This is a genomic window from Bacillus sp. YP1, from assembly GCF_000877815.1.
GTDB classification, from domain to species: Bacteria; Bacillota; Bacilli; order Bacillales; family Bacillaceae; genus Bacillus; species Bacillus subtilis.
Genome location: NZ_CP010014.1, coordinates 762998 through 782038, shown reverse-complemented (window position 1 = coordinate 782038; position 19041 = coordinate 762998). Strand labels below are relative to the sequence as shown.

Sequence of the window (19041 nt, the reverse complement as noted above, 5' to 3'; positions counted from 1 at the left end):
CTTGCAGCTTTTTTTATCCAGTTTGGCACGAACAGCTCTCGCCTCTGTATTTGTCTTCACATCCCATACACCTGTCTTTCCTTAGATTTTGTATATAAAAAAGGCATGAAGCGTCAGCTCCATGCCTTTTTTAACCGATATGTTACGCACAGCGCTTTTCAGCGCGCGGTCCGACCTAAAAAACCGTTCACGAAAACAGAACAAAAGGTTTGCCGCGCCAATATGAAACTGTTTGATAAACACGCAAATTCCTTGGCATAGCAAACCCTCCTTCCATTCTGATTTCATCTTTTTATCATCATATAAACAAAACCTTTTATTGTCAATCATTACTTGAATAGGAAAAGGTTAATTGTGCTCAAATTCGGGTAGTAGTGTTGTAAGACGCTTTGAAAGGGTGAGAAGGATGTTCCATGCTGACCGTATCATCGTTGCGTTTGACGGAAGTGAAAATAGTAAGAAAGCGCTTCAGACAGCCATTGATCTTGCTAAAACCGTAAATGCCGCTATTACCGTCGCCCATTCACATGATATGAAAGACAATCAGACCGTCATCGACCCGCCCAGACCCGCAGCTGAGGCAAGCTATATCAGCGGAGGCATGACAAGTGTTCCTGATCCGCTGATATCGGATGTAACATCACCTGAGCCAATGATCTATGAAGACCGTACGGAAGAAGTCATCGCCGAAGCCAGAATGATGCTGAATGAACAGCAGGCAGATGGAGATATCGATATATTAGAAGGCGATCCGGCTGAATCAATTATCGAGCATGCAAACCGCATTTCTGCCGATCTGATCGTAACCGGAAGCAGAGACCAAAACAGGCTGAAAAAGCTAATATTCGGAAGTGTAAGTGAAAAGCTTTCAGCGAAATCGGATATACCCGTCCTGATTGTAAAGTGAGCACGCCCTGTGCTCACTTCTTTTATATTCATAATTGTGAAAAAACATAGATTTTCGTTTTTTTCTGTTATAATGCTTTCGTGCCCAAAAGCACAAAAGCATTAAAGATAAATATGGGGTGTTATTTTGGATTCTCAAAAAAAGCTGACGTTTCCGTTAGCCGTCGGTTTATTTATATTCATGTTATGCATTATTATTTCTTGCTTATTCTTGCTTCATGTAGAACCTCATATCCCGCTGTTTTTAAGTGTTGTCATGCTTTCAGCAGCAGCTTTATGGTTTGGATTTCCCTGGAAGAGCATTGAAAAAGGGATTGTAGACGGGATCAAAAACGGCGTACAGCCGATTATCGTTCTAGCGCTGATCGGCATCTTAATCGGCGCCTGGATGTACAGTGGCGCCATACCGACTGTGACAGTTTATGCCCTATCCTTTATTGAACCAAGCCATCTTCTGTTGACTGCTTTGTTTTCATGTATGATCATCAGCACACTTGTTGGCTCAAGCCTGACAACTGTAAGCACAATCGGGGTAGCGCTGATCGGCGTAGCGAGCGCGGCTGGCGTTCCGCTTGAATGGACAGCAGGCGCAGTCATATGCGGCGCTTGTTTTGGGGATAAAATGTCGCCGATGTCGGACACAACCAACTTTGCAGCCGGAATAGGCGAAATACCAATCTTTGAACACATTCGCCATATGATGGGCACAACCATTCCAGCTTTGCTCATCACTGTCGTTCTGTTTTACTTTCTCGGTTCATCAGTGTCAGCGGACGCTGCTTCAACCGATAATATTCAGCAGGTCATAACCGGAATAAAAGATGCTGCAAACGTGACACCGTGGGCCCTTCTTTCTCCGCTCTTAGTCGTTTTGCTGGCAATGAAACGGGTATCAGTAATCCCCGTTCTGACTGCCGGAATTATTTCCTCGGGAATTTTGACTGCTATTTTTGTACCCGACAGCAGCCTGCAGGCGTTTATGACAGCTTTGCAAAATGGCACAACTTTCGAAACTGACAATGAGGCAGCCGCTAAAATTATCAACAGAGGCGGACTGCAATCCATGATGGGCTCTGTCTCTCTCATTATGATTGCTTTTGCACTCGGCGGATTGATGGAGAAAATCGGATTGATTTCTGCACTATTGGAAGGCGTCATGAAAGGCATCCGCTCAAAAGGCCGTCTTGTTGCAGCAACTGTCTGCTCAAGCATCGGCGTCAACTTGGCAACGGGCGAACAGTATTTATCGATATTAATACCGGGACAATCATTTAAATCTTTATATGACAAACGAAACATCCAGCGAAAATTTCTGACAAGATCATTAGAGGACGGCGGAACATTAATTAACCCATTGATTCCTTGGGGCGTCAGCGGCGCATTTATGGCGAGCGCACTTGGTGTTCCAGTCATAGACTACATCCCGTTTACGTTCTTCCTCTATATATCGCCGATGATCTCCATTTTGATTGGATTTGTTAAAAAATAAAAAGAGCCCCGCTGTAAAAAGCGGGCTCTTTTCTTCGTTCATTTATGAAATGCTAGCAGCCTGTTGAATGCTTTCTTGAAAAGCAGCCTGAAGCTGTTTGGTCACCGGTCCGGGTTTCCCGCTTCCGACCGATTGTCCATCGAGCGTCACGACCGGAATAATTTCTGCCGTCGTTGACGAAATAAAGATCTCTTCCGCCTGTTTCAACTCTTCTTCACTGACAGGAGTCTCATCCAGTTTGATCCCATTCTTCTCAATCAGTCCTAAAATATTCATCCGTGTAATTCCATTGAGAATGAGCCGATTAGCCGGATGTGTTCGCACCGTGCCGTTGATAACGGCATAAACGTTAGAGGATGTACCCTCCGTAACAACGCCGTCCCTAAGTAAAATGGCTTCAAATGCTCCCGCTTCATAGGCCCTTTGCTTCGTCATGACATTATACAGTAAATTCAGACTTTTGATATCACATCTTAACCAGCGAAGATCCTCATCTGTAATGGCCGCCACTCCGTATGCCTGCTCTTGCTCCGGTTTTTTCACCGTAAACGTATAAGCAGTAGTCTGCGGCTCGAGGCCGGCTTCATACTGGTGTTTTCGCGGGGCCACACCTCTTGTTGTCTGAATGTATACCGCTCCCTCACTGACCGCATTTTCCTGTACAAGCTTTTGCAGGTCCCACTCGAGATCTTCTATACTGAATGGCAGTGAAATTCCGATTTCAGCAGCACTTCTGAAAAAACGCTCTGCATGCTCACGTAAGCCGAACAATACTCCTTTGTACACCCTGATCACTTCATAGATGCCGTCACCAAACTGATAACCGCGATCTTCCAAATCGATTGATGCTTCACTGCGCCCAATCAGCCGGCCATTGACTAAAACCTTCATAAAAGCCCTCCCTTTTCGAGATGTCCCTGATGTCATTCAAGCTGTCATTATCACTAATTCTACCATATTGGACAAGCTGAAAAACAGAAAGATCAAGAGATCTATAGCGGAAAGGAGTTTATTTTTTCCTTAAAATCTGACATTTCGACAAATTTTCTATGTGCTTTCCAGTTTTATTCCTGTATACTTGACTGGTAATACATAGGTTGTAAACATAAGGCATCTTCATAAGCTGCCTGCTGTACAGCATTATGTAGAGATTTTATGCCAATGGAGAGATTGTTATGCGACAAACGAGAGGAGAGGCTTCTCCTTCTGCAGTTTCGCTTGCTTTTAAATTTGCAAGTTTAGCAGTTTTATGTGTGCTGCTTTTGCTTATGGTGATTTTGGGTTATTCTAACAGTTCAACGAAAGCAAAGGAAGTCACTGTCACAACTAACGGACAGCTTCGAGATGAGAAGGAAAGCCTTAAGCTGAAAAACGACTCCCCCGATCTGCTGATAAAACATCTGCAGACAAAGCAGGACATGGGAGATAAAACGGTTTACTTAACCTTCGATGACGGCCCGTCAGCCTTTACAAACCGCTTGCTCGATGTGCTGAAAAGCGCTGATGTAAAAGCGACGTTTTTTATGCTGTCACCGCGGATGAACGAATTCAAACAAGCTGTGAAAAGAGCAGAAAAGGAAGGCCACGCACTCGGTTTACATGGCGTTACCCACAATAACAGATTGTTCTATCAAACACCGACATCTCCGCTAAAAGAAATGCAGCAGGCGCGTGACACGCTGCAGGACATTACAGGATATAAAACCGCTCTTGTCAGAACGCCCTACGGAAGCAAACCGTCACTAACCCCCTCACAAATCCGCAATCTTGAGAAAGACGGTTTTGTATACTGGGATTGGACGATTGACAGCATGGACTGGAAATACCGAAATTCAAAGTATGTGACGGCCGTGTTAGAGCAGCTTGAAAATATGGAACACAGCTCTTCAGGCCTCCCGAATGTGATTCTCATGCATGATCTTCCCGCTACCGTAAACGCGCTGCCGGTACTAATCAATAAATTAAAAGAAAAAGGCTATTCCTTCGGAGTGTTAGAGGACACAATGGTTCCTGTTCATGAATAAAAAAGTGAGGCGCATAAGGCGGCTCACTTTTTTATGCCCAAACTTCGGGCAAACTCGCCGATTTTTTGATGGATGACCATGTCAAACAAGCTGTCACAATACGTTGGTTCAAGGTTTATGATGACTTTCTTCATGCCGGGAATCAGACTTGCATCCTCAGGCACAAATCTAGCCGGAGCCACTTCGAGAGACGTGCCGATAACCAATAAAAGATCTGCTTGATCCAGCTTTTCATAAAGGGTGTCAAAGTGCATGACGGCGTCGCCAAAGAGAACAACATCGGTTTTTAATACCGTTCCGCAAATGTCCCCATTGTTTCCGGCCGCCGTGCACTCCGGCACCTCCCGCTCCAGCAAATGGGGAAGATCATATCGGGCGCCGCATGCCGGACAAGCTGCTGTCTGGATAGAACCATGCAGTTCGTATACATGCCTGCTCCCCGCTTTTTTATGAAGACCGTCAATGTTTTGCGTGAAAATATCGACCTGCTTCCCTTGCTTCTCCAGCTCAGCTAAAAGCAAGTGTCCTTCATTCGGTTCAAAGCTGCCGCTCATTTTCATCTGGAACAATTCTTTGAATTTGGGCCAAAACAGACGCGGATGACTTAAAAAATAATCAAGGCTCATCGCTTCCATTCTTGAGGCATCTTCCGTCCAAATGCCCCCTGCTGAACGAAAGTCGGGAATCCCTGATTCTGTGCTCATTCCCGCTCCGGTCAGCACAACAATTCGCTGTGCTTCATGTAGAATACTTTTGAATGCTTCCAACTCAACACCGCCTTTTTCTCTTATTTTACCATGAAAAAGACTCCGCCTCTGTCAGACGAAGTCTCTCTTTTAAGCCCGTTCCTTTTCCTCTTTATTTAGATTCACCTGGAATGGGTCGCTTTCGTGCTTTTGCTTGACAACAACCATTTGGCCGGGATATGCAAACTGGACACCTTCTGCACCTAAAATCTCAATAATTTTATAGTTGATATCCTCTCTAATATTAAGGTTTTCAGCCCAAACTGTCGTTTTTGTATAGAAGTTAAAAAATAAATTGTAGTAGCTGTCGGCAAACGTATCGAAGTTGACCATGATTGTTTCATTATCAACGCCCTCATGCTCTAAGAGCATTGTTCTGAGAGAATGAATGGAGCGTTCAAGATTCTCAATCGGCGTAGCGTAGGACACATGGATGGAAAACGTAATCTGGCGTTTGGTCATTCTTGTCCAGTTCGTGATCGCTTCCATCGACAGCGTAGAGTTCGGCACCGTTACAAGCGCCCCCTGTGCTGTTCTGAATCTCGTGCTCCTAAAGGTAATATCCTCGACTGATCCTGTTACTGTCGACGTCTCCACCCAGTCACCAATTGTAAACGGCTTTTCAGTAATAATAATAATACCGCCGAAGAAGTTGCTGATGGTATCCTTCGCGGCAAGCGCAAAAGCCAGCCCGCCAAGACCTAGGCCCGCTACAAATCCGTTGACATCATAATTGAATTCCTGAGCGATCACACTGACACTGAGCGCAATGATCACAAAACGGAGCAATTTGGATAAAAACGGGGCCAGAATGTCATCCATGTCAAGCTCAAAGCGCTGATTCACCTTATGGAAGATAAACGACGATGTTGCGGTCAAATTACAAAGACCCCAGCACAAGAGCGCCACAATCAGTGAGCGGTATATTTTGCTGATGACCGGCATTTGCTCATCTAAAAACGGTGAATACCGGATCGCTAAAAACAGCCCAAGGGCAACAAAAAACCATCTGGCCGGTTTATCAAACGCCAGAACCACCTGTTTAAAAATTTCTGTTTTCGGCCGGTTTGTCAAATTAAAAAGCAGGTTAAAGAAATATCTTGTGAATAATTTTCTAAGTATAAGAAACACCAGCAAAATCGCCAAGCTGATGCCGATTTGAATGATGATATCAAGCGTAAAATACTGCTGCAGATAATCCGGCATGACTGTCTCCCCTCTATCCCAATCAATTGTTTATTATACTAAAATATTCGTAAAGATGTTCATTTAAATGTCTTTTGCAGCACAAAACCCCGGCGAAACGCCGGGGTCATTTCTCAATTCATCTATCAGCCAGATTCAATAGGGACAGTCACTTACCTTTTTTCGTTTGTGTCTGATCAAGGAGAGTTGCTTTTTGCATTTCAGCATCCGTTTCGGCTTTAATTCTTTCCTCCACTCTGATTCTCCCTTTTCCCATGATCTCGCCTCCTTTTTTGCTATTATAAAGGATCATATTTTGTTGTGAACATGTCGAAAGACCTAATTTTCTGACGAAATGTGTTCTGATACGCTGAGTGTCTTTTTTTAGTTATACGCATTCCTCAGCCCGGACCATTCCGATATGGCAGAAAAAATTCACCAGTTTGTATCGCGGTGCATATATGGATTTGATACAATAACAGAAATGCCCATACGAGGAGCTGACTTAGCTTGTACATCATTGCCCATCGCGGAGCATCCGGCTACGCTCCGGAAAATACGATTGCCGCATTTGACCTTGCGGTGAAAATGAATGCAGATATGATCGAACTGGATGTCCAGCTTACAAAAGACAGGCAGATTGTTGTGATACACGATGACAGGGTTGACCGAACAACAAACGGATCGGGCTTTGTTAAGGATTTTACCTTGGAGGAATTGCAAAAACTCGATGCAGGAAGCTGGTACGGTCCCGCTTTTCAAGGAGAGCGTATTCCGACCCTGGAAGCGGTGCTCAAGCGCTACCACAAAAAAATCGGCCTTTTAATTGAACTAAAAGGCCATCCGTCTCAAGTCGGAATTGAAGAAGAGGTGGGACAGCTATTAGGGCAATTTTCTTTTTCTATCAATAATATTGTTCAATCCTTTCAGTTCCGCTCCGTCCAAAGGTTCCGCGAGCTTTATCCTTCGATTCCGACAGCGGTCATTACAAGGCCCAACTTTGGCATGCTGTCCAGAAATCAGATGAAGGCCTTCCGCTCTTTTGCAAACTATGTCAATATAAAATACACACGGCTCAACCGTCTGATAATCGGCTCCGTCCATAAAAATGGCTTAAACATATTTGCATGGACTGTCAACAATCAAAAGACAGCGGCAAAATTACAAGCCATGGGCGTGGACGGCATCGTTACAGATTACCCGGATTTCATCATAAAGGATGGCAAACATGAAAATATATAGCGCGGTTTTTATCGGAGGCGCGCTTGGCGCCTGCCTCCGATACGGATTAAACTTATGGATACACACCGGTCAGTTCCCGGCGGCAACCTGGCTGGAAAATGCGGCAGGCAGCCTTCTATTAGGCATTTTGACCGGATTTTTTATGATCGGGGCAAAACGGCCTCTGCTGTCGGCTTTTTTAGGCACCGGCTTTTGCGGAGGCTTCACAACAATGTCCACGTTTTCTAAGGAAACAGTGATGCTTTTGCAAGGACAACCCTCATTGGCTCTTTTATATATGGCAGCCTCATTGATATCAGGGATCATATTTGCACTGATTGGTGTTTTTGCGGGACGGCGCATAGCAGGCATTCAGCAAAGAAAGGGGCTGCAGGAAAGATGACACTAGCGGGTATTTTCATAGGGGGCGGACTTGGCGCAATGCTTCGCTTCTGGCTTGGCAATGTCATAACCGCCAAAACCAAAGGTCTGAGCCTGCCCATTGGCATACTGACAGTCAATATTCTCGGAGCTCTCGGGCTCGGAATATTTACAGGACTTCACGTTGCAAATGCTTCGGTCTCGCTTATCATCGGCACGGGGTTTTTTGGCGCCTTTACGACCTTTTCCACCTTCAGCGTTGAAAGTATTCAACTCCTTATGGCCAAACGTGTAATAGAAAGCATCTTGTACATCGCCCTGACACTTTGCGGATCGCTTTTGACATTTTGGTGCGGCTGGACAATCACAATGTAAAAAAACCTTGAGCTTATTTCTCGCTCAAGGTTGCACTGTTCAGCATCACAGGCTCAGGCAGCGGCAGCTTGTGGTGCGCCGTAATCCCGGTTGTGTTGCCGGCTTCTTCTTTTATATCGATTTGCTTGATTAATCGGCCGTCCATCTTCAGCACCTTTATCGTATATGAACCGATGCGAATGGATTCACCAGCCTCAATATCGATGTTTTCTTTTAATATCAGCCCGCCGATCGTATCGACGTCTTCTTGAATCGATGCGCCAAGAAGGCTGTTCACCTGATCGATCCGAACCTTTCCATCCATCACATAATGGCCGTCGCCAAGCTTTTGGATCAGCGGCTGTTCATCTTCATCAAATTCATCTCTGATCTCTCCGACAATTTCCTCAAGAATATCCTCTGTCGTCACAAGTCCCGAGGTTCCTCCGTATTCATCCGACAATATAGCCATATGAATGCGCTCGCGCTGCATTTTAATCAGCAAGTCATGAACCGGGATCGTTTCAATCACTTCGATGACCGGCCTCACATACGGATGGATCGTCATCTTCATTCGTTCTTCTTCTGTCATAAACAGCAAATCAGAAAACAAATGCTTCGTATTGACCAAACCGATCACACTGTCTTTGTCTCCATCTGTGACTGGCCAGCGCGTGTATTTTTCCTTCAGCATGACTTCGAGCATCTCGGCCATTGTCATCTCAGTTGACACAGCAGCCATTTCCTTCCGCGGTATCATAATCTCTTTGGCGATCCGATTATCAAATTCAAAAATCTTATTCACATATTTATATTCAGACGGATTAATCTCTCCGTTTTTTAAACTCTCAGATAACAGCATCCTGAGTTCTTCCTCAGAATGGGAACCATCATGTTCTGACGCAGGCTTCAAACCGAACATCCCGCATAAAAGCCGCGCCGATCCATTGAGGATCCAAATAAATGGAAACAGTAGCAAATAGAATAAACGCAAAGGGCCCGCTATCAGTAAAGTCAGCTGTTCTGCCTTTTGAATCGCGACCGTTTTCGGGGCCAGTTCACCTACAACAACGTGCAGGAACGTGATCAAGCCGTACGCGACTGCAAAAGAGGCTGCATGTGAAACCGAGTCTGGCAAGCCGAGCGGTTCAAACAGTGGATGCAGCAGCCGTTCAAAGGCCGGTTCACCCAGTACGCCAAGTCCAATTGATGTCAATGTAATGCCCAGCTGGGATGCGGATAAATATTCATCCAAATCTGTAATGACACGCCTTGCGAGTATCGCCCGTTTGTTTCCTTCTGTGATAAGCTGATCTATTCTGGATCTCCTTACTCTAACAATCGCAAACTCGCTTGCAACGAAAAACGCGGTTAAAGCAATGAGCACGCCAATTAAAATCAGACTGTCAATATCGTCCATTTAACCCTATCCTCTCAACAAAGGATAAGGAGTCACCTCCTGATATAATCATTTTTCCTTAACATTGAGGTACGCGGTGTATTGTTGCCTAAGCAGAGGGCCCCATCATACCACCTCCAAAAGTCAAAGTTTGATTATAAATTGTATATTTTATTGTAACACAACTCATTCCAAAAATGATTTTTAATTTTTAGACTTTTATCATGAAGAAAGCCTTAACTGCATGCCTGCTTGTCAATTCTCCGCCTGTCTGGATTGGAAGAGGAAGGATTTTGCGGATATAAAAAGAAAACAGCCTTGAAAACTGTTTTCTTTTCTTTGCCTTCTTAAGCAAAATCTTTATATAAAGAAATGAAAATGTCCCGTGAGTTTTTAATCTGCTCGATCGGCACACTGAAGGATAATCGGAAATGCCCGCTCATTCCAAAACCGCTGCTCGGCACAATTAATAATTTGTATTTTTGGGCGGCATGCACGCAAAATGCAACTTCATCTTCAATCGGCGATTTCGGAAAAACAAAGAAACCTCCCTTTGGCATTTCAAATTCAAAACCGGCTTCTTTTAAAATGTCTACCATTAAATCCCGGCGCTCTTTATAAGCGCTCGCGTCTACTCTTAAATCATCCATTCGTGCCACAGCCCGCTGCATCATGACAGGGGCATTCACAAATCCAAGCGTTCGATTACAATACACAAAAGCGTTGATCAAAAGGTCCGCATCCGGCATTCGGCTGTCCAATCCGATATACCCGAGCCGCTCTCCGGCTATGCCGAGATCTTTACTGAATGAGCTGGCCAATATCACACGATGGTACGATCGAAACGGATTTGCCAGCTCTTCATCATAGATTAATTGACTGTACGGTTCATCAAACAGCACATAAATCGTCTGGCCGCTCTTCTCTTCTATTTCTTTTAATAAAGCGCCTAAATCGTCTATATTTTTCTGGCTGAGAACAGTGCCTGTGGGGTTATGCGGTGTATTGAGAATCAGCCCTTTCGTCTGTGGAGTGATCGATTGCCTTACCGCTTCAATGTCGATCTCAAACCGGCTTGTCAACGGGCAGCTGACGGCCTTTCCCCCGTAGTTCTCAATATACAACTTATATTCGGCAAAATAAGGTGCGAGAATAATGACCTCTTCCCCAGGGTTTACGATGCTTTTTAACGCAACATTCAAAGCGCCTCCCGCACCCACCGTCATGACGATACGCTCCGCTGAGAAATCAGCTTCAAAACGTGACCCCAGAAATTGCGCGACTTTTTCTCTCGCTGCAGGAAGCCCTTGATTTTGTATGTATCCGTGGCTGCCTTTTTCAGCTTCCTCTATTAACGCTCTCTTAAAAGCTTCAGGCGGTTCAACAATCGGGTTGCCGAGTGAAAAATCAAATACCTGGTCTTCCCCGAACTCCTTCTTCAGCCTTGCACCTTCATCAAACAGCTTGCGAATCCATGATCCTTTATTTAAATTTTCTTCAACTTCCCGGGATAACCCAGCCAATTTCATCTGTCCCTTCCGCATATAAAAATTTGAAAATTCTATCTTCCTATGTTACTTCAATCAGATGATGAATTCCACAACTTCCAATTCCGGTCTGAAAAAAACAATAAACTTGTGCAAGACACCGTTCATATATTAAACTATTCTCATAACTATAACGTGATGGTTGGGAGGGATATAGATGGGGCTGAGACTTATCGCATCAGTGAACTAGCGGCACTCGCCGGAGTAACGAAACGGACAGTTGATTATTATACGAATCTCGGTCTGCTTACGCCGGCCAGATCCTGTTCAAATTACCGTTACTACGACGAAAATGCACTCAAACGACTTATATTTATTGTAGATTGCAAGAAGCAGCGATTGGCCCTGTCCGATATTAAAGATCGACTGGAGAACCAGTTTCCCTCTTCAGCTAAACTTGATGATGAAATTGGAAATCTGGCATTAGAAATTGATCATATGAATCAAAACATCTCCGGAATCTTGCATCGGTTTGAACGGCTGAAGCCCGAGGATCGTGACAAGCTGAAAAGCAAACTCCCGCCTGAAAAGCTCGCCGTGTTCCAATCATTTATGCTGCTGTTAAGTTAAAACCATTTTATCTAACAGGAGGTGTTACCTTCATTCTCATTGCTAGAGTGAAGGTTCTAATTGGACATAGTGAATTTGATTTTAGTTGCTGTTTTAATCGCCCTGACGGCATTTTTCGTGGCATCTGAGTTTGCCATTATCAGAATCAGAGGCTCACGGATCGATCAGCTGATCGCGGAAGGAAATAAAGCAGCAATAGCCGTAAAAAAAGTGACCACGCATCTTGATGAATATTTATCTGCGTGTCAGCTCGGAATTACATTGACTTCCATCGGATTAGGGGTTTTAGGTGAATCAACGATCGAAAGGCTGCTTCACCCGCTTTTCGTCCAAATGAACGTTCCAGGTTCCCTTTCACATGTCATATCGTTTATTTTTGCGTATGCCATTATCACGTTCTTACACGTTGTTGTCGGAGAACTTGCACCTAAGACAGTCGCTATCCAAAAGGCGGAAGCAGTGTCTATGCTGTTTGCGAAACCGCTGATTTGGTTTTACCGCATCGCGTTCCCATTCATTTGGCTTTTGAACAATTCCGCACGGTTATTGACCAAAGCATTTGGCCTGGAGACCGTTTCAGAAAACGAACTGGCTCACTCAGAAGAAGAGCTGCGAATCATTTTGTCTGAAAGCTATAAAAGCGGTGAAATCAACCAATCAGAGTTTAAATATGTGAATAAAATCTTTGAATTTGACGACAGGCTCGCGAAAGAAATTATGATTCCGCGGACCGAAATTGTCAGCCTTCCGCATGATATCAAGATTTCTGAAATGATGGACATCATTCAGATTGAAAAATATACCCGCTACCCTGTGGAAGAGGGCGATAAAGATAACATTATCGGGGTTATTAACATTAAAGAAGTGCTGACCGCCTGCATCAGCGGTGAGGTATCTGTTGATTCCACCATTTCTCAATTCGTCAACCCTATCATTCATGTCATTGAATCTGCGCCGATCCAAGACCTGCTTGTCAAAATGCAAAAAGAGAGGGTCCACATGGCCATTTTGTCTGATGAATACGGCGGTACTGCCGGGCTTGTGACGGTTGAGGACATCATTGAGGAAATTGTCGGTGAAATCCGCGACGAATTTGATATTGATGAAATTAGCGAAATCCGCAAAATCGGCGAAGGCCATTATATTCTTGACGGAAAAGTGTTAATTGACCAAGTAAACGACCTGCTAGGCATTCATTTAGAGAACGAAGAAGTCGATACAATCGGCGGCTGGTTCCTTACTCAAAAATACGATGTTGAAAAAGATGATTCCATCATCGAAGAGGGCTGCGAATTCATTATTAATGAAATTGACGGCCACCACGTCGCATATATTGAAGTGAAAAAGCTTCAAGAAGAAGAACTTCTGGAGACAGCTAACCAGCAGGAAGCATAATAAGAAAAGCACCTTGTATAAGGTGCTTTTCTTATTTTTACAGTTCAGGGTAATCTCTCAGAACGCCTTATAGCTGATCAAGTTTATTCTCTAGTTCTTTAATCCGCTGATTCAAAGCCTCTGTCATTGCTGCAAGTCTTTCCTTTGAAGGCAGGTGGGCAAAATCAGCCTGGTGAAGAGGCTCACCGATAATCAGCTTCATTTTTCCTTTTTTGAATAATTCTTTTCCGCTTGAAGGGCCCTGATATGCAGCGGGGACAAGCGGCGCTTTCCCCATTTGCGCAATCGTCACCGCACCTCTTTTCAAAGGCACATCCTCAGAGGTTCTTGTTCCGCTTGGGAAGATACCGACGATCTCTCCTTCTTTCAGCAGCTTAATCGGCGTTTTAATACTGCTTGGCCCGGGATTTTCCCGATCTACCGGAAAGGCATGAATTTTCTTCAGAAACGAACCGATCCATTTATTTTGAAAAAGCTCTTTTTTCGCCATGTAGTGTATTTGATAAGGAAGAATCCCGACTCCGAGTGTAATCACATCAACCCAGCCGGAATGTGTACACGCGATGACAAAACCTGAATCGGCCGGAAGGTTTTCTTTGTTATACACCTTCACTCCTCCGCGAAGAGAAAGAATAACTTTTAAAGCATTTGCACAAAACTTATACATATCGCACTTCCTTTGTCGTAATCAATGATTCTTTCTGTCATCTATTATAACAACATTTTTTATTACCTGGTACTAATTTTTAAGATTTCTCCCGTTAAAACGCCAAAAAGCTGAGGATTCGCCCTCAGCTTTTGTTATATTTCCTCTCTGGTCGGCGGGGCCATAAACTCCGGTCCGACAGGGTCTGATATCGTATTTTCCAATATAGTATTGATATCTTTCTGATCTTCACTGTTCAGCGTCCAGCCTGTAATCTCAGATAGGGCCTCAAGCTGCCCAGGCTTTCTTGCTCCCCAAAGAGCGATATCCGCTCCCGGCTGATCTAAGATCCATCTGACAGCCAAGTGAATCACTGATTTTCCATAACGTGTCTTCGCCAGCTTATCCAATTGATTCACAGCAGAAAGATACTCTTTAAAGCGGGGCTTCTGGAATTTTGGATCGTGATTACGCAGATCATCGCCCTCAAATGTATATTCTTCAGTCATTTTGCCTGTTAACAGCCCTCTGCATAAACTGCCGTATAATAATGTTGTTATCTTGTTATCTTTCGCATAAGGAAGGACACTCTCTTCCATCTCTCTTTCAAACAGATTATATGGAGGCTGAATCGTATGGAGAGGTGCGACGGCGCGAAATGTATCCATTTGCTCAATTGAAAAATTGCTGACGCCAATCGCCCGGATTTTTCCCGCATCATATAATTCCTTCATGACTTCAGCCGTTTCTTCAATTGGCACAAGCGGATCGGGCCAATGCACCTGATAAAGATCAATATAGTCTGTTTGAAGCCGCTTCAAAGAATTCTCAACTTCCTCTACAATTCTCGCTCTGTTCGCATGGCGGAACAGCTGGTTGTTCTTCCAGTCCAGAGCCGTTTTCGTTGCGAGAATCACCTGGTCTCTTTTGCCGTACTCTTTGATTGCCTTTCCGACGATTTCCTCGGACTGCCCGAAGCCGTAAGCCGGCGCGGTGTCAATCAGTGTAATCCCCTGATCAAGAGCGGCGCGGATTGTTTCAATCGATGTTTTTTCGTCAGTGCCTCCCCACATCGTTCCGCCAATGGCCCATGTGCCGAGGCCGATTCTGGAGGCTTCTATTCCTGTATCTGCTATACTGGTATATTCCATTGTGCCACTCCTTCACTTTTTCACTATCTTTTCCCCTCTGGAAAAAATGTTAAACATTTCTCCGCACTATCTTTTGCGGCCATTTTTGGGTACTATATAGTAATGGTGTTTGATTAGGTATAAAAAAGCCGTTTGCATGTAATGTGCAACTTTAAACCTTTCTTATGCGTGTATAACATAGAGGGGAGAAAAGGCAGTGACGATCGATGAAATTTACCAAATGTACATGAATGATGTTTACAGGTTCCTGCTCTCCATGACAAAAGACAAGCATCTTGCTGAAGACTTGCTGCAGGAAACCTTTATGCGGGCATACATACACATTCACTCCTATGATCACAGCAAAGTAAAGCCCTGGCTTTTTCAAGTGGCGCGAAACGCCTTCATTGATTACGTCAGAAAGCATAAGAAAGAAGTAACCATTTCTGATGACTTAATCGGAAGCCTCTTTCAAAATGCTGTTCAAAGTCCTGCCCATCAGGTAGAGATAAAGGAAGTGCTGACTGGTTATATGTCCGAGCTCCCCGATAATTATCGGGAGGCCTTAACGCTATATTATTTAAAAGAGTTAAACTACAAAGAAGCATCCCATATTATGAATATTTCAGAGGCGAATTTTAAAAGTGTTTTATTTCGTGCCAGACAGCGGCTGAAAGCACTTTATAATAGAGGTGTTAATGATGAATGAAGAATTTAAAAAGCGTTTTGATCAATATAAAAATGGGGAAATGAGCGACCAGGAAATGACTGCATTTGAGGAAGAACTTGAGAAGCTCGAAGTATATCAGGAACTGATTGACAGCGAACTAGAGGACGATAACGATTGGGATCTCAGCATCAGTCCTGAAAAACAAAAAGCGATTTTAGCCTACGGCAAACGCAAGTCTTATTTGCGAATTTCTGTGCTTGCCGTCATTTCGACATTGATGATTTTGCCGCTTTGTACGCTGGGAAGCTACCTCTATTACGGAATGGGTGGGAAACACAGCACCGGCAATGAGTTTATGGAAACTGCCGCAGTCACTGTAGCCCTGACCATGCCGAATGTTCTTGTTGATACTTCCGGACTGAAAAGCCAAGTGAAGCTATTTGGAATGAATACGGAATTCCCGCTGCAAAAGCAGATTGGCACGAAGACGGCTGCCGTAGGGAATGAACGGGTTGAAATGTTTTATAACAAAGTAAAAGCGCCGGCAGTAAACTACTATGACTTAGAAGTGAATAAAACCGGCCATTACTTTACACATCCTTCAAACAAGTCTGAACAAACGACCGCAAAAGCAGAAAAAACGTTAAGCACATTGCCTGAAGGAACGGTATCAGAGGTCTACCTTTCATATGACCGTGCATATCCGACAAAAGACGTGTATAACAAATTCAAAGGCTATGATGTGAGCTTTTTGTGGAACGCAATCGAAACAGAGAAAAACACAAATAAGACAGCTTCCACAGAACCTCTTGGCTATCCTGGAAAGGATTCAAAGTTCTTGGCCGCCCTTAATACAAAAGGCAAGTCGAATGGCGATCAGTTTATCAACGCCCTGAAATTCATGTCCAAACACGAAAAATGGGCTCAGGTCATTTCAAAACGGAAAGACCTGAATGTAGATAACCGATTAGATTATGTAGAGAAAAACGGTGTCAATGTATACGGTTCGGTCGTTACAGGGCCAACCAAGGAAATCCAGCGCATGCTGAAAAATAAATCTGTAAAATCAGCGAATGTCGGCGAGGTGGAATTATGGAACTGGTAAGAATTTTTAAAGAACACAATGTATTCGGCTGGATCTCTGTCGGGACAGCGGTTCTGTCCCTGCTGTTGCTGAATTTGGCCATTATCAGCAACGTCACGTTTTATTCCTATCAAATGCTTCCGTTCGCCATGGCTGCCGTTCCGTTCGGCGTTGTTGAACTCTTCATCAAGAGAGGGCGCACAGGTCCAGGCCTGCTCGGCGTCATCCTTAATCTCTTTGTGATTATTTGTGTGTATACCATTGTATCTGTAGATACGAATTTACAGTTTGGCTTTTAAAAAAGACGCCTTTTCAGGCGTCTTTTTTCGTTATACCGGTTTTCGGAACAAATAACTTTCTATAGTAAAACCCATTTTATCTGTATAAAATCGATGTGCGTCTTTACGCTGCAGGCCAGATGAAAGACTGACAAAACCGAGTCCGGCTTTTCTCGCCCAGTCTGAGGCATAATCCAAAAGCATTTTGCCGTATCCCTTTGATCGGCAAGGTGCCGTTGTAACAAGATCCGCAATCCACAAGTGCTCTCCTTTATGAATGGAAACTCTCGGCAGAGCCCCGCACAGCGCTCTGATTGCTGTATTTTCATATAAGGCAAACAGCATATACGATTCTTTCTGCACACAGGCTTCAAGCCTTTGTAAATACGTCTCTATATCCAGTTCTGTTCTCAATTCACTCATAATCGGATACGACTCAGCCCATTCTTCTTTCGAGGTTAATTGTTTCATATGGATCATCTTCTCAATCCCCTTTCCTTTCGTTACAATGATCATAGCTAATAAATGGCATTTGCCAAATAGCCAATATCAGAAAAAATGACCATGCCAGCTACAAAGGAGACATGAGATGGATATTACGCCGTTTCTTGATAAAAAGAGCAAAACACCGCTGTATGAACAGCTTTATACCTTTTTTAAACAAGAAATTTCACATGCGCGAATCACAAAGGGAACAAGACTTCCGTCAAAACGCAGGCTCTCCAGCTTGCTCGATGTCAGCACGGCAACTATAGAACGAGCTTATGAGCAATTAACTGCTGAGGGCTATGTCAAAAGCAAGCCGAAAATCGGCTGGTTCGCGGCGGAAGTAGAACCAGGATTCCCGACAGCTCCTGACCATTTTCAGCAGTCTGTACAGCCGGGATTACATGAAAAGAACGCACCTGCTATTGACTTCCATCAGGGCAGCGTTGATCCGACCCTCTTTCCCTTTAACGCATGGAGAAAAAGCATAGTAAAAAGTCTTGAGCGCTATTCCGGATTGTTTCACACCTCTGGCGACCCTCAAGGAGAATACGAACTCAGACACATGATTGCCCGATTCGTCAGGCTGTCTCGGGGAGTAAATTGCGAGCCCGGCCAGATTATCATCGGCGCAGGAACCACCGTGCTTCTGCAAATTCTTTGCCTTTCGCTAAAGCCAGGTACAAAAATCGGTTTTGAAGAACCAGGCTTTCACCGTTCAAGAAGGATGTTTGAAGCAAATCACATGGATGTCACTCCGATTTGTTCTGATGCAGAAGGCGTCCTGCCGGATGAGCTCTACCGTCAGAATCCTTATCTCATGTATACGACTCCTTCGCATCAGTTTCCGATTGGGACCATTATGACGATTACCCGCAGACAGGAGCTGCTGGCATGGGCGGCAGAAACAAATTCATTCATTATAGAAGATGATTACGATGGAGAATTTCGCTACAGCGGCCATCCCATTCCGTCTTTACAGGGTCTTGATCCGAATGGCAGAGTCATATATCTGGGCACTTTTTCAAAGTCACTTCTGCCTTCCTTGCGGCTCAGCTTCATGATTGTGCCCCCTGAACTCATGGAACCGATCCAAAACAATGCTCAGTTAATGAAGCAGACCGTTTCTGCCCACTCGCAATTGGCACTGGCAGACTTCATCGAAACCGGAGAGTGGCAAAAACACATAAATAGAATGAGAAGCTTATACCGAAAAAAACACGCTATCCTGTTAGAAGCCATTCGCTCTGAACTGGGAAACACCGTTGAGATTCTCGGTAAGAACTCGGGGCTTCACATTCTGCTGCGCCTTTTGTTTCCAGCAAGTGAGGAAGAAGCAATACAAGCAGCCGCAGACCACGGTGTAACCATCTATCCCGTGTCTCCCTCATATAAAGAACAGACGCCTTTTGCTTCTGTCTTAATCGGTTATGGCGGTTTGTCAGAAGAGGACATCAGGCTCGGCATCCAAAAACTGAAAACGGCATGGGCACCGTTGATATCATCTTATTAAATAAAAAACAGGCCCCG

The 19041-nt window shown here is 44.3% G+C and carries 22 protein-coding genes; 12 read left to right on the top strand and 10 right to left on the bottom strand.

The genetic code is table 11. The annotated features are described in order from the left end of the window. Positions 1-81: 81 nt before the first annotated feature. The gene (locus QF06_RS20940; protein WP_010886461.1) at positions 82-243 is read right to left on the bottom strand and encodes a hypothetical protein; all 162 of its coding nucleotides are present in this window, start codon (positions 241-243) and stop codon (positions 82-84) included. A 163-nt stretch (positions 244-406) separates the two neighbouring features. Here QF06_RS20940 and QF06_RS03775 point away from each other — a divergent pair, with 163 nt between their 5' ends. Then, positions 407-907: a universal stress protein gene (locus tag QF06_RS03775; protein ID WP_041851027.1), complete on the top strand. Its 501-nt coding sequence runs from the start codon at positions 407-409 to the stop codon at positions 905-907. 126 nt (positions 908-1033) lie between these two features. Then, complete coding sequence (nhaC, locus tag QF06_RS03770) at positions 1034-2395, top strand: Na+/H+ antiporter NhaC (protein ID WP_029317547.1); 1362 nt, start codon at positions 1034-1036, stop codon at positions 2393-2395. 42 nt (positions 2396-2437) lie between these two features. On the opposite strand, the gene dat is transcribed toward nhaC, so the two are convergent. Next, positions 2438-3286, bottom strand: a complete 849-nt coding sequence (dat, locus tag QF06_RS03765; RefSeq protein WP_017695386.1) for a D-amino-acid transaminase — start codon at positions 3284-3286, stop codon at positions 2438-2440. Between the two features lie 284 nt (positions 3287-3570). Between dat and QF06_RS03760 the strand changes: the two genes are divergently transcribed. After that, on the top strand, positions 3571-4419 hold the full coding sequence (locus QF06_RS03760; RefSeq protein WP_041851028.1) for a polysaccharide deacetylase family protein: 849 nt from the start codon (positions 3571-3573) through the stop codon (positions 4417-4419). A gap of 23 nt (positions 4420-4442) precedes the next feature. On the opposite strand, the gene srtN is transcribed toward QF06_RS03760, so the two are convergent. From srtN to QF06_RS20935, 3 genes are all read right to left on the bottom strand, one after another. Next, complete coding sequence (gene srtN, locus QF06_RS03755; protein ID WP_014476294.1) at positions 4443-5186, bottom strand: sirtuin NAD-dependent deacetylase; 744 nt, start codon at positions 5184-5186, stop codon at positions 4443-4445. Between the two features lie 69 nt (positions 5187-5255). Next, the gene (gene mscY / locus QF06_RS03750; protein ID WP_015383218.1) at positions 5256-6371 is read right to left on the bottom strand and encodes a small-conductance mechanosensitive channel protein MscY; all 1116 of its coding nucleotides are present in this window, start codon (positions 6369-6371) and stop codon (positions 5256-5258) included. 148 nt (positions 6372-6519) lie between these two features. Continuing rightward, complete coding sequence (locus QF06_RS20935) at positions 6520-6627, bottom strand: YhdX family protein (protein ID WP_009966908.1); 108 nt, start codon at positions 6625-6627, stop codon at positions 6520-6522. A 233-nt stretch (positions 6628-6860) separates the two neighbouring features. Between QF06_RS20935 and QF06_RS03745 the strand changes: the two genes are divergently transcribed. The 3 genes from QF06_RS03745 to crcB are packed head-to-tail and all read left to right on the top strand — an operon-like array spanning position 6861 to position 8327. Further along, positions 6861-7592 carry a glycerophosphodiester phosphodiesterase gene (locus tag QF06_RS03745; RefSeq protein ID WP_041851029.1) on the top strand — a complete coding sequence of 244 codons (732 nt, stop codon included), beginning with the start codon at positions 6861-6863 and terminating at the stop codon, positions 7590-7592. Further along, entirely contained in the window at positions 7579-7974 is a 396-nt protein-coding gene (locus QF06_RS03740; protein ID WP_041851030.1) for a fluoride efflux transporter FluC, read from the top strand. Before QF06_RS03745 ends, QF06_RS03740 begins: the two co-directional genes overlap by 14 nt. After that, positions 7971-8327 (top strand): fluoride efflux transporter CrcB, encoded by a 357-nt coding sequence (crcB, locus tag QF06_RS03735; RefSeq protein WP_032725293.1) that lies wholly within the window; start codon positions 7971-7973, stop codon positions 8325-8327. Before QF06_RS03740 ends, crcB begins: the two co-directional genes overlap by 4 nt. 13 nt (positions 8328-8340) lie before the next feature. Here crcB and QF06_RS03730 read toward each other — a convergent pair whose 3' ends face one another. Both QF06_RS03730 and QF06_RS03725 read right to left on the bottom strand, forming a co-directional pair. After that, complete coding sequence (locus QF06_RS03730; RefSeq protein WP_003233322.1) at positions 8341-9726, bottom strand: hemolysin family protein; 1386 nt, start codon at positions 9724-9726, stop codon at positions 8341-8343. A 326-nt stretch (positions 9727-10052) separates the two neighbouring features. Beyond that, positions 10053-11234 carry a pyridoxal phosphate-dependent aminotransferase gene (locus QF06_RS03725; protein ID WP_038829258.1) on the bottom strand — a complete coding sequence of 394 codons (1182 nt, stop codon included), beginning with the start codon at positions 11232-11234 and terminating at the stop codon, positions 10053-10055. A gap of 156 nt (positions 11235-11390) precedes the next feature. On the opposite strand from QF06_RS03725, the gene cueR reads away from it, so the two are divergent. Together cueR and QF06_RS03715 are read left to right on the top strand one after the other, a co-directional pair. Continuing rightward, positions 11391-11822 carry a Cu(I)-responsive transcriptional regulator gene (gene cueR / locus QF06_RS03720; RefSeq protein WP_010886460.1) on the top strand — a complete coding sequence of 144 codons (432 nt, stop codon included), beginning with the start codon at positions 11391-11393 and terminating at the stop codon, positions 11820-11822. Between the two features lie 60 nt (positions 11823-11882). After that, positions 11883-13217, top strand: a complete 1335-nt coding sequence (locus QF06_RS03715; protein WP_009966903.1) for a hemolysin family protein — start codon at positions 11883-11885, stop codon at positions 13215-13217. 67 nt (positions 13218-13284) lie between these two features. On the opposite strand, the gene QF06_RS03710 is transcribed toward QF06_RS03715, so the two are convergent. Together QF06_RS03710 and akrN are read right to left on the bottom strand one after the other, a co-directional pair. Further along, complete coding sequence (locus QF06_RS03710; RefSeq protein WP_003233335.1) at positions 13285-13884, bottom strand: 1-acylglycerol-3-phosphate O-acyltransferase; 600 nt, start codon at positions 13882-13884, stop codon at positions 13285-13287. A gap of 134 nt (positions 13885-14018) precedes the next feature. After that, entirely contained in the window at positions 14019-15014 is a 996-nt protein-coding gene (akrN, locus tag QF06_RS03705; RefSeq protein ID WP_003245422.1) for an aldo/keto reductase AkrN, read from the bottom strand. Between the two features lie 196 nt (positions 15015-15210). On the opposite strand from akrN, the gene sigM reads away from it, so the two are divergent. From sigM to QF06_RS03690, 3 genes are read left to right on the top strand one after another with little or no spacing between them, the layout of a single operon-like run. Then, the gene (sigM, locus tag QF06_RS03700) at positions 15211-15702 is read left to right on the top strand and encodes an RNA polymerase sigma factor SigM (RefSeq protein WP_003224177.1); all 492 of its coding nucleotides are present in this window, start codon (positions 15211-15213) and stop codon (positions 15700-15702) included. After that, complete coding sequence (locus QF06_RS03695; protein WP_010886459.1) at positions 15692-16768, top strand: anti-sigma factor; 1077 nt, start codon at positions 15692-15694, stop codon at positions 16766-16768. The genes sigM and QF06_RS03695 overlap by 11 nt, the downstream gene beginning before the upstream one ends. Next, positions 16756-17046 (top strand): anti-sigma-M factor, encoded by a 291-nt coding sequence (locus QF06_RS03690; protein ID WP_003233341.1) that lies wholly within the window; start codon positions 16756-16758, stop codon positions 17044-17046. The genes QF06_RS03695 and QF06_RS03690 overlap by 13 nt, the downstream gene beginning before the upstream one ends. A 30-nt stretch (positions 17047-17076) precedes the next feature. Here the strand turns inward: QF06_RS03690 and QF06_RS03685 are convergent, their stop codons facing one another. Then, a complete protein-coding gene (locus QF06_RS03685) occupies positions 17077-17505 on the bottom strand; it encodes a GNAT family N-acetyltransferase (RefSeq protein WP_009966899.1) in 429 nt (142 codons plus the stop codon). A gap of 109 nt (positions 17506-17614) precedes the next feature. Between QF06_RS03685 and pdxR the strand changes: the two genes are divergently transcribed. Next, positions 17615-19024: a MocR-like pyridoxine biosynthesis transcription factor PdxR gene (pdxR, locus tag QF06_RS03680; protein ID WP_014479301.1), complete on the top strand. Its 1410-nt coding sequence runs from the start codon at positions 17615-17617 to the stop codon at positions 19022-19024. Positions 19025-19041 lie beyond the last annotated feature (17 nt).

Excerpts from the sequence above, each read along its gene's own strand:
- QF06_RS03775 (WP_041851027.1), top strand. The coding sequence starts at position 407 with ATGTTCCATGCTGACCGTATCATCGTTGCGTTTGACGGAAGTGAAAAT.
- dat (WP_017695386.1), bottom strand. The coding sequence starts at position 3,286 with ATGAAGGTTTTAGTCAATGGCCGGCTGATTGGGCGCAGTGAAGCATCA.
- QF06_RS03760 (WP_041851028.1), top strand. The coding sequence starts at position 3,571 with ATGCGACAAACGAGAGGAGAGGCTTCTCCTTCTGCAGTTTCGCTTGCT.
- mscY (WP_015383218.1), bottom strand. The coding sequence starts at position 6,371 with ATGCCGGATTATCTGCAGCAGTATTTTACGCTTGATATCATCATTCAA.
- QF06_RS20935 (WP_009966908.1), bottom strand. The coding sequence starts at position 6,627 with ATGGGAAAAGGGAGAATCAGAGTGGAGGAAAGAATTAAAGCCGAAACG.
- QF06_RS03740 (WP_041851030.1), top strand. The coding sequence starts at position 7,579 with ATGAAAATATATAGCGCGGTTTTTATCGGAGGCGCGCTTGGCGCCTGC.
- crcB (WP_032725293.1), top strand. The coding sequence starts at position 7,971 with ATGACACTAGCGGGTATTTTCATAGGGGGCGGACTTGGCGCAATGCTT.
- QF06_RS03730 (WP_003233322.1), bottom strand. The coding sequence starts at position 9,726 with ATGGACGATATTGACAGTCTGATTTTAATTGGCGTGCTCATTGCTTTA.
- QF06_RS03725 (WP_038829258.1), bottom strand. The coding sequence starts at position 11,234 with ATGAAATTGGCTGGGTTATCCCGGGAAGTTGAAGAAAATTTAAATAAA.
- cueR (WP_010886460.1), top strand. The coding sequence starts at position 11,391 with ATGGTTGGGAGGGATATAGATGGGGCTGAGACTTATCGCATCAGTGAA.
- QF06_RS03710 (WP_003233335.1), bottom strand. The coding sequence starts at position 13,884 with ATGTATAAGTTTTGTGCAAATGCTTTAAAAGTTATTCTTTCTCTTCGC.
- akrN (WP_003245422.1), bottom strand. The coding sequence starts at position 15,014 with ATGGAATATACCAGTATAGCAGATACAGGAATAGAAGCCTCCAGAATC.
- QF06_RS03695 (WP_010886459.1), top strand. The coding sequence starts at position 15,692 with ATGATGAATGAAGAATTTAAAAAGCGTTTTGATCAATATAAAAATGGG.
- QF06_RS03690 (WP_003233341.1), top strand. The coding sequence starts at position 16,756 with ATGGAACTGGTAAGAATTTTTAAAGAACACAATGTATTCGGCTGGATC.
- QF06_RS03685 (WP_009966899.1), bottom strand. The coding sequence starts at position 17,505 with ATGATCCATATGAAACAATTAACCTCGAAAGAAGAATGGGCTGAGTCG.
- pdxR (WP_014479301.1), top strand. The coding sequence starts at position 17,615 with ATGGATATTACGCCGTTTCTTGATAAAAAGAGCAAAACACCGCTGTAT.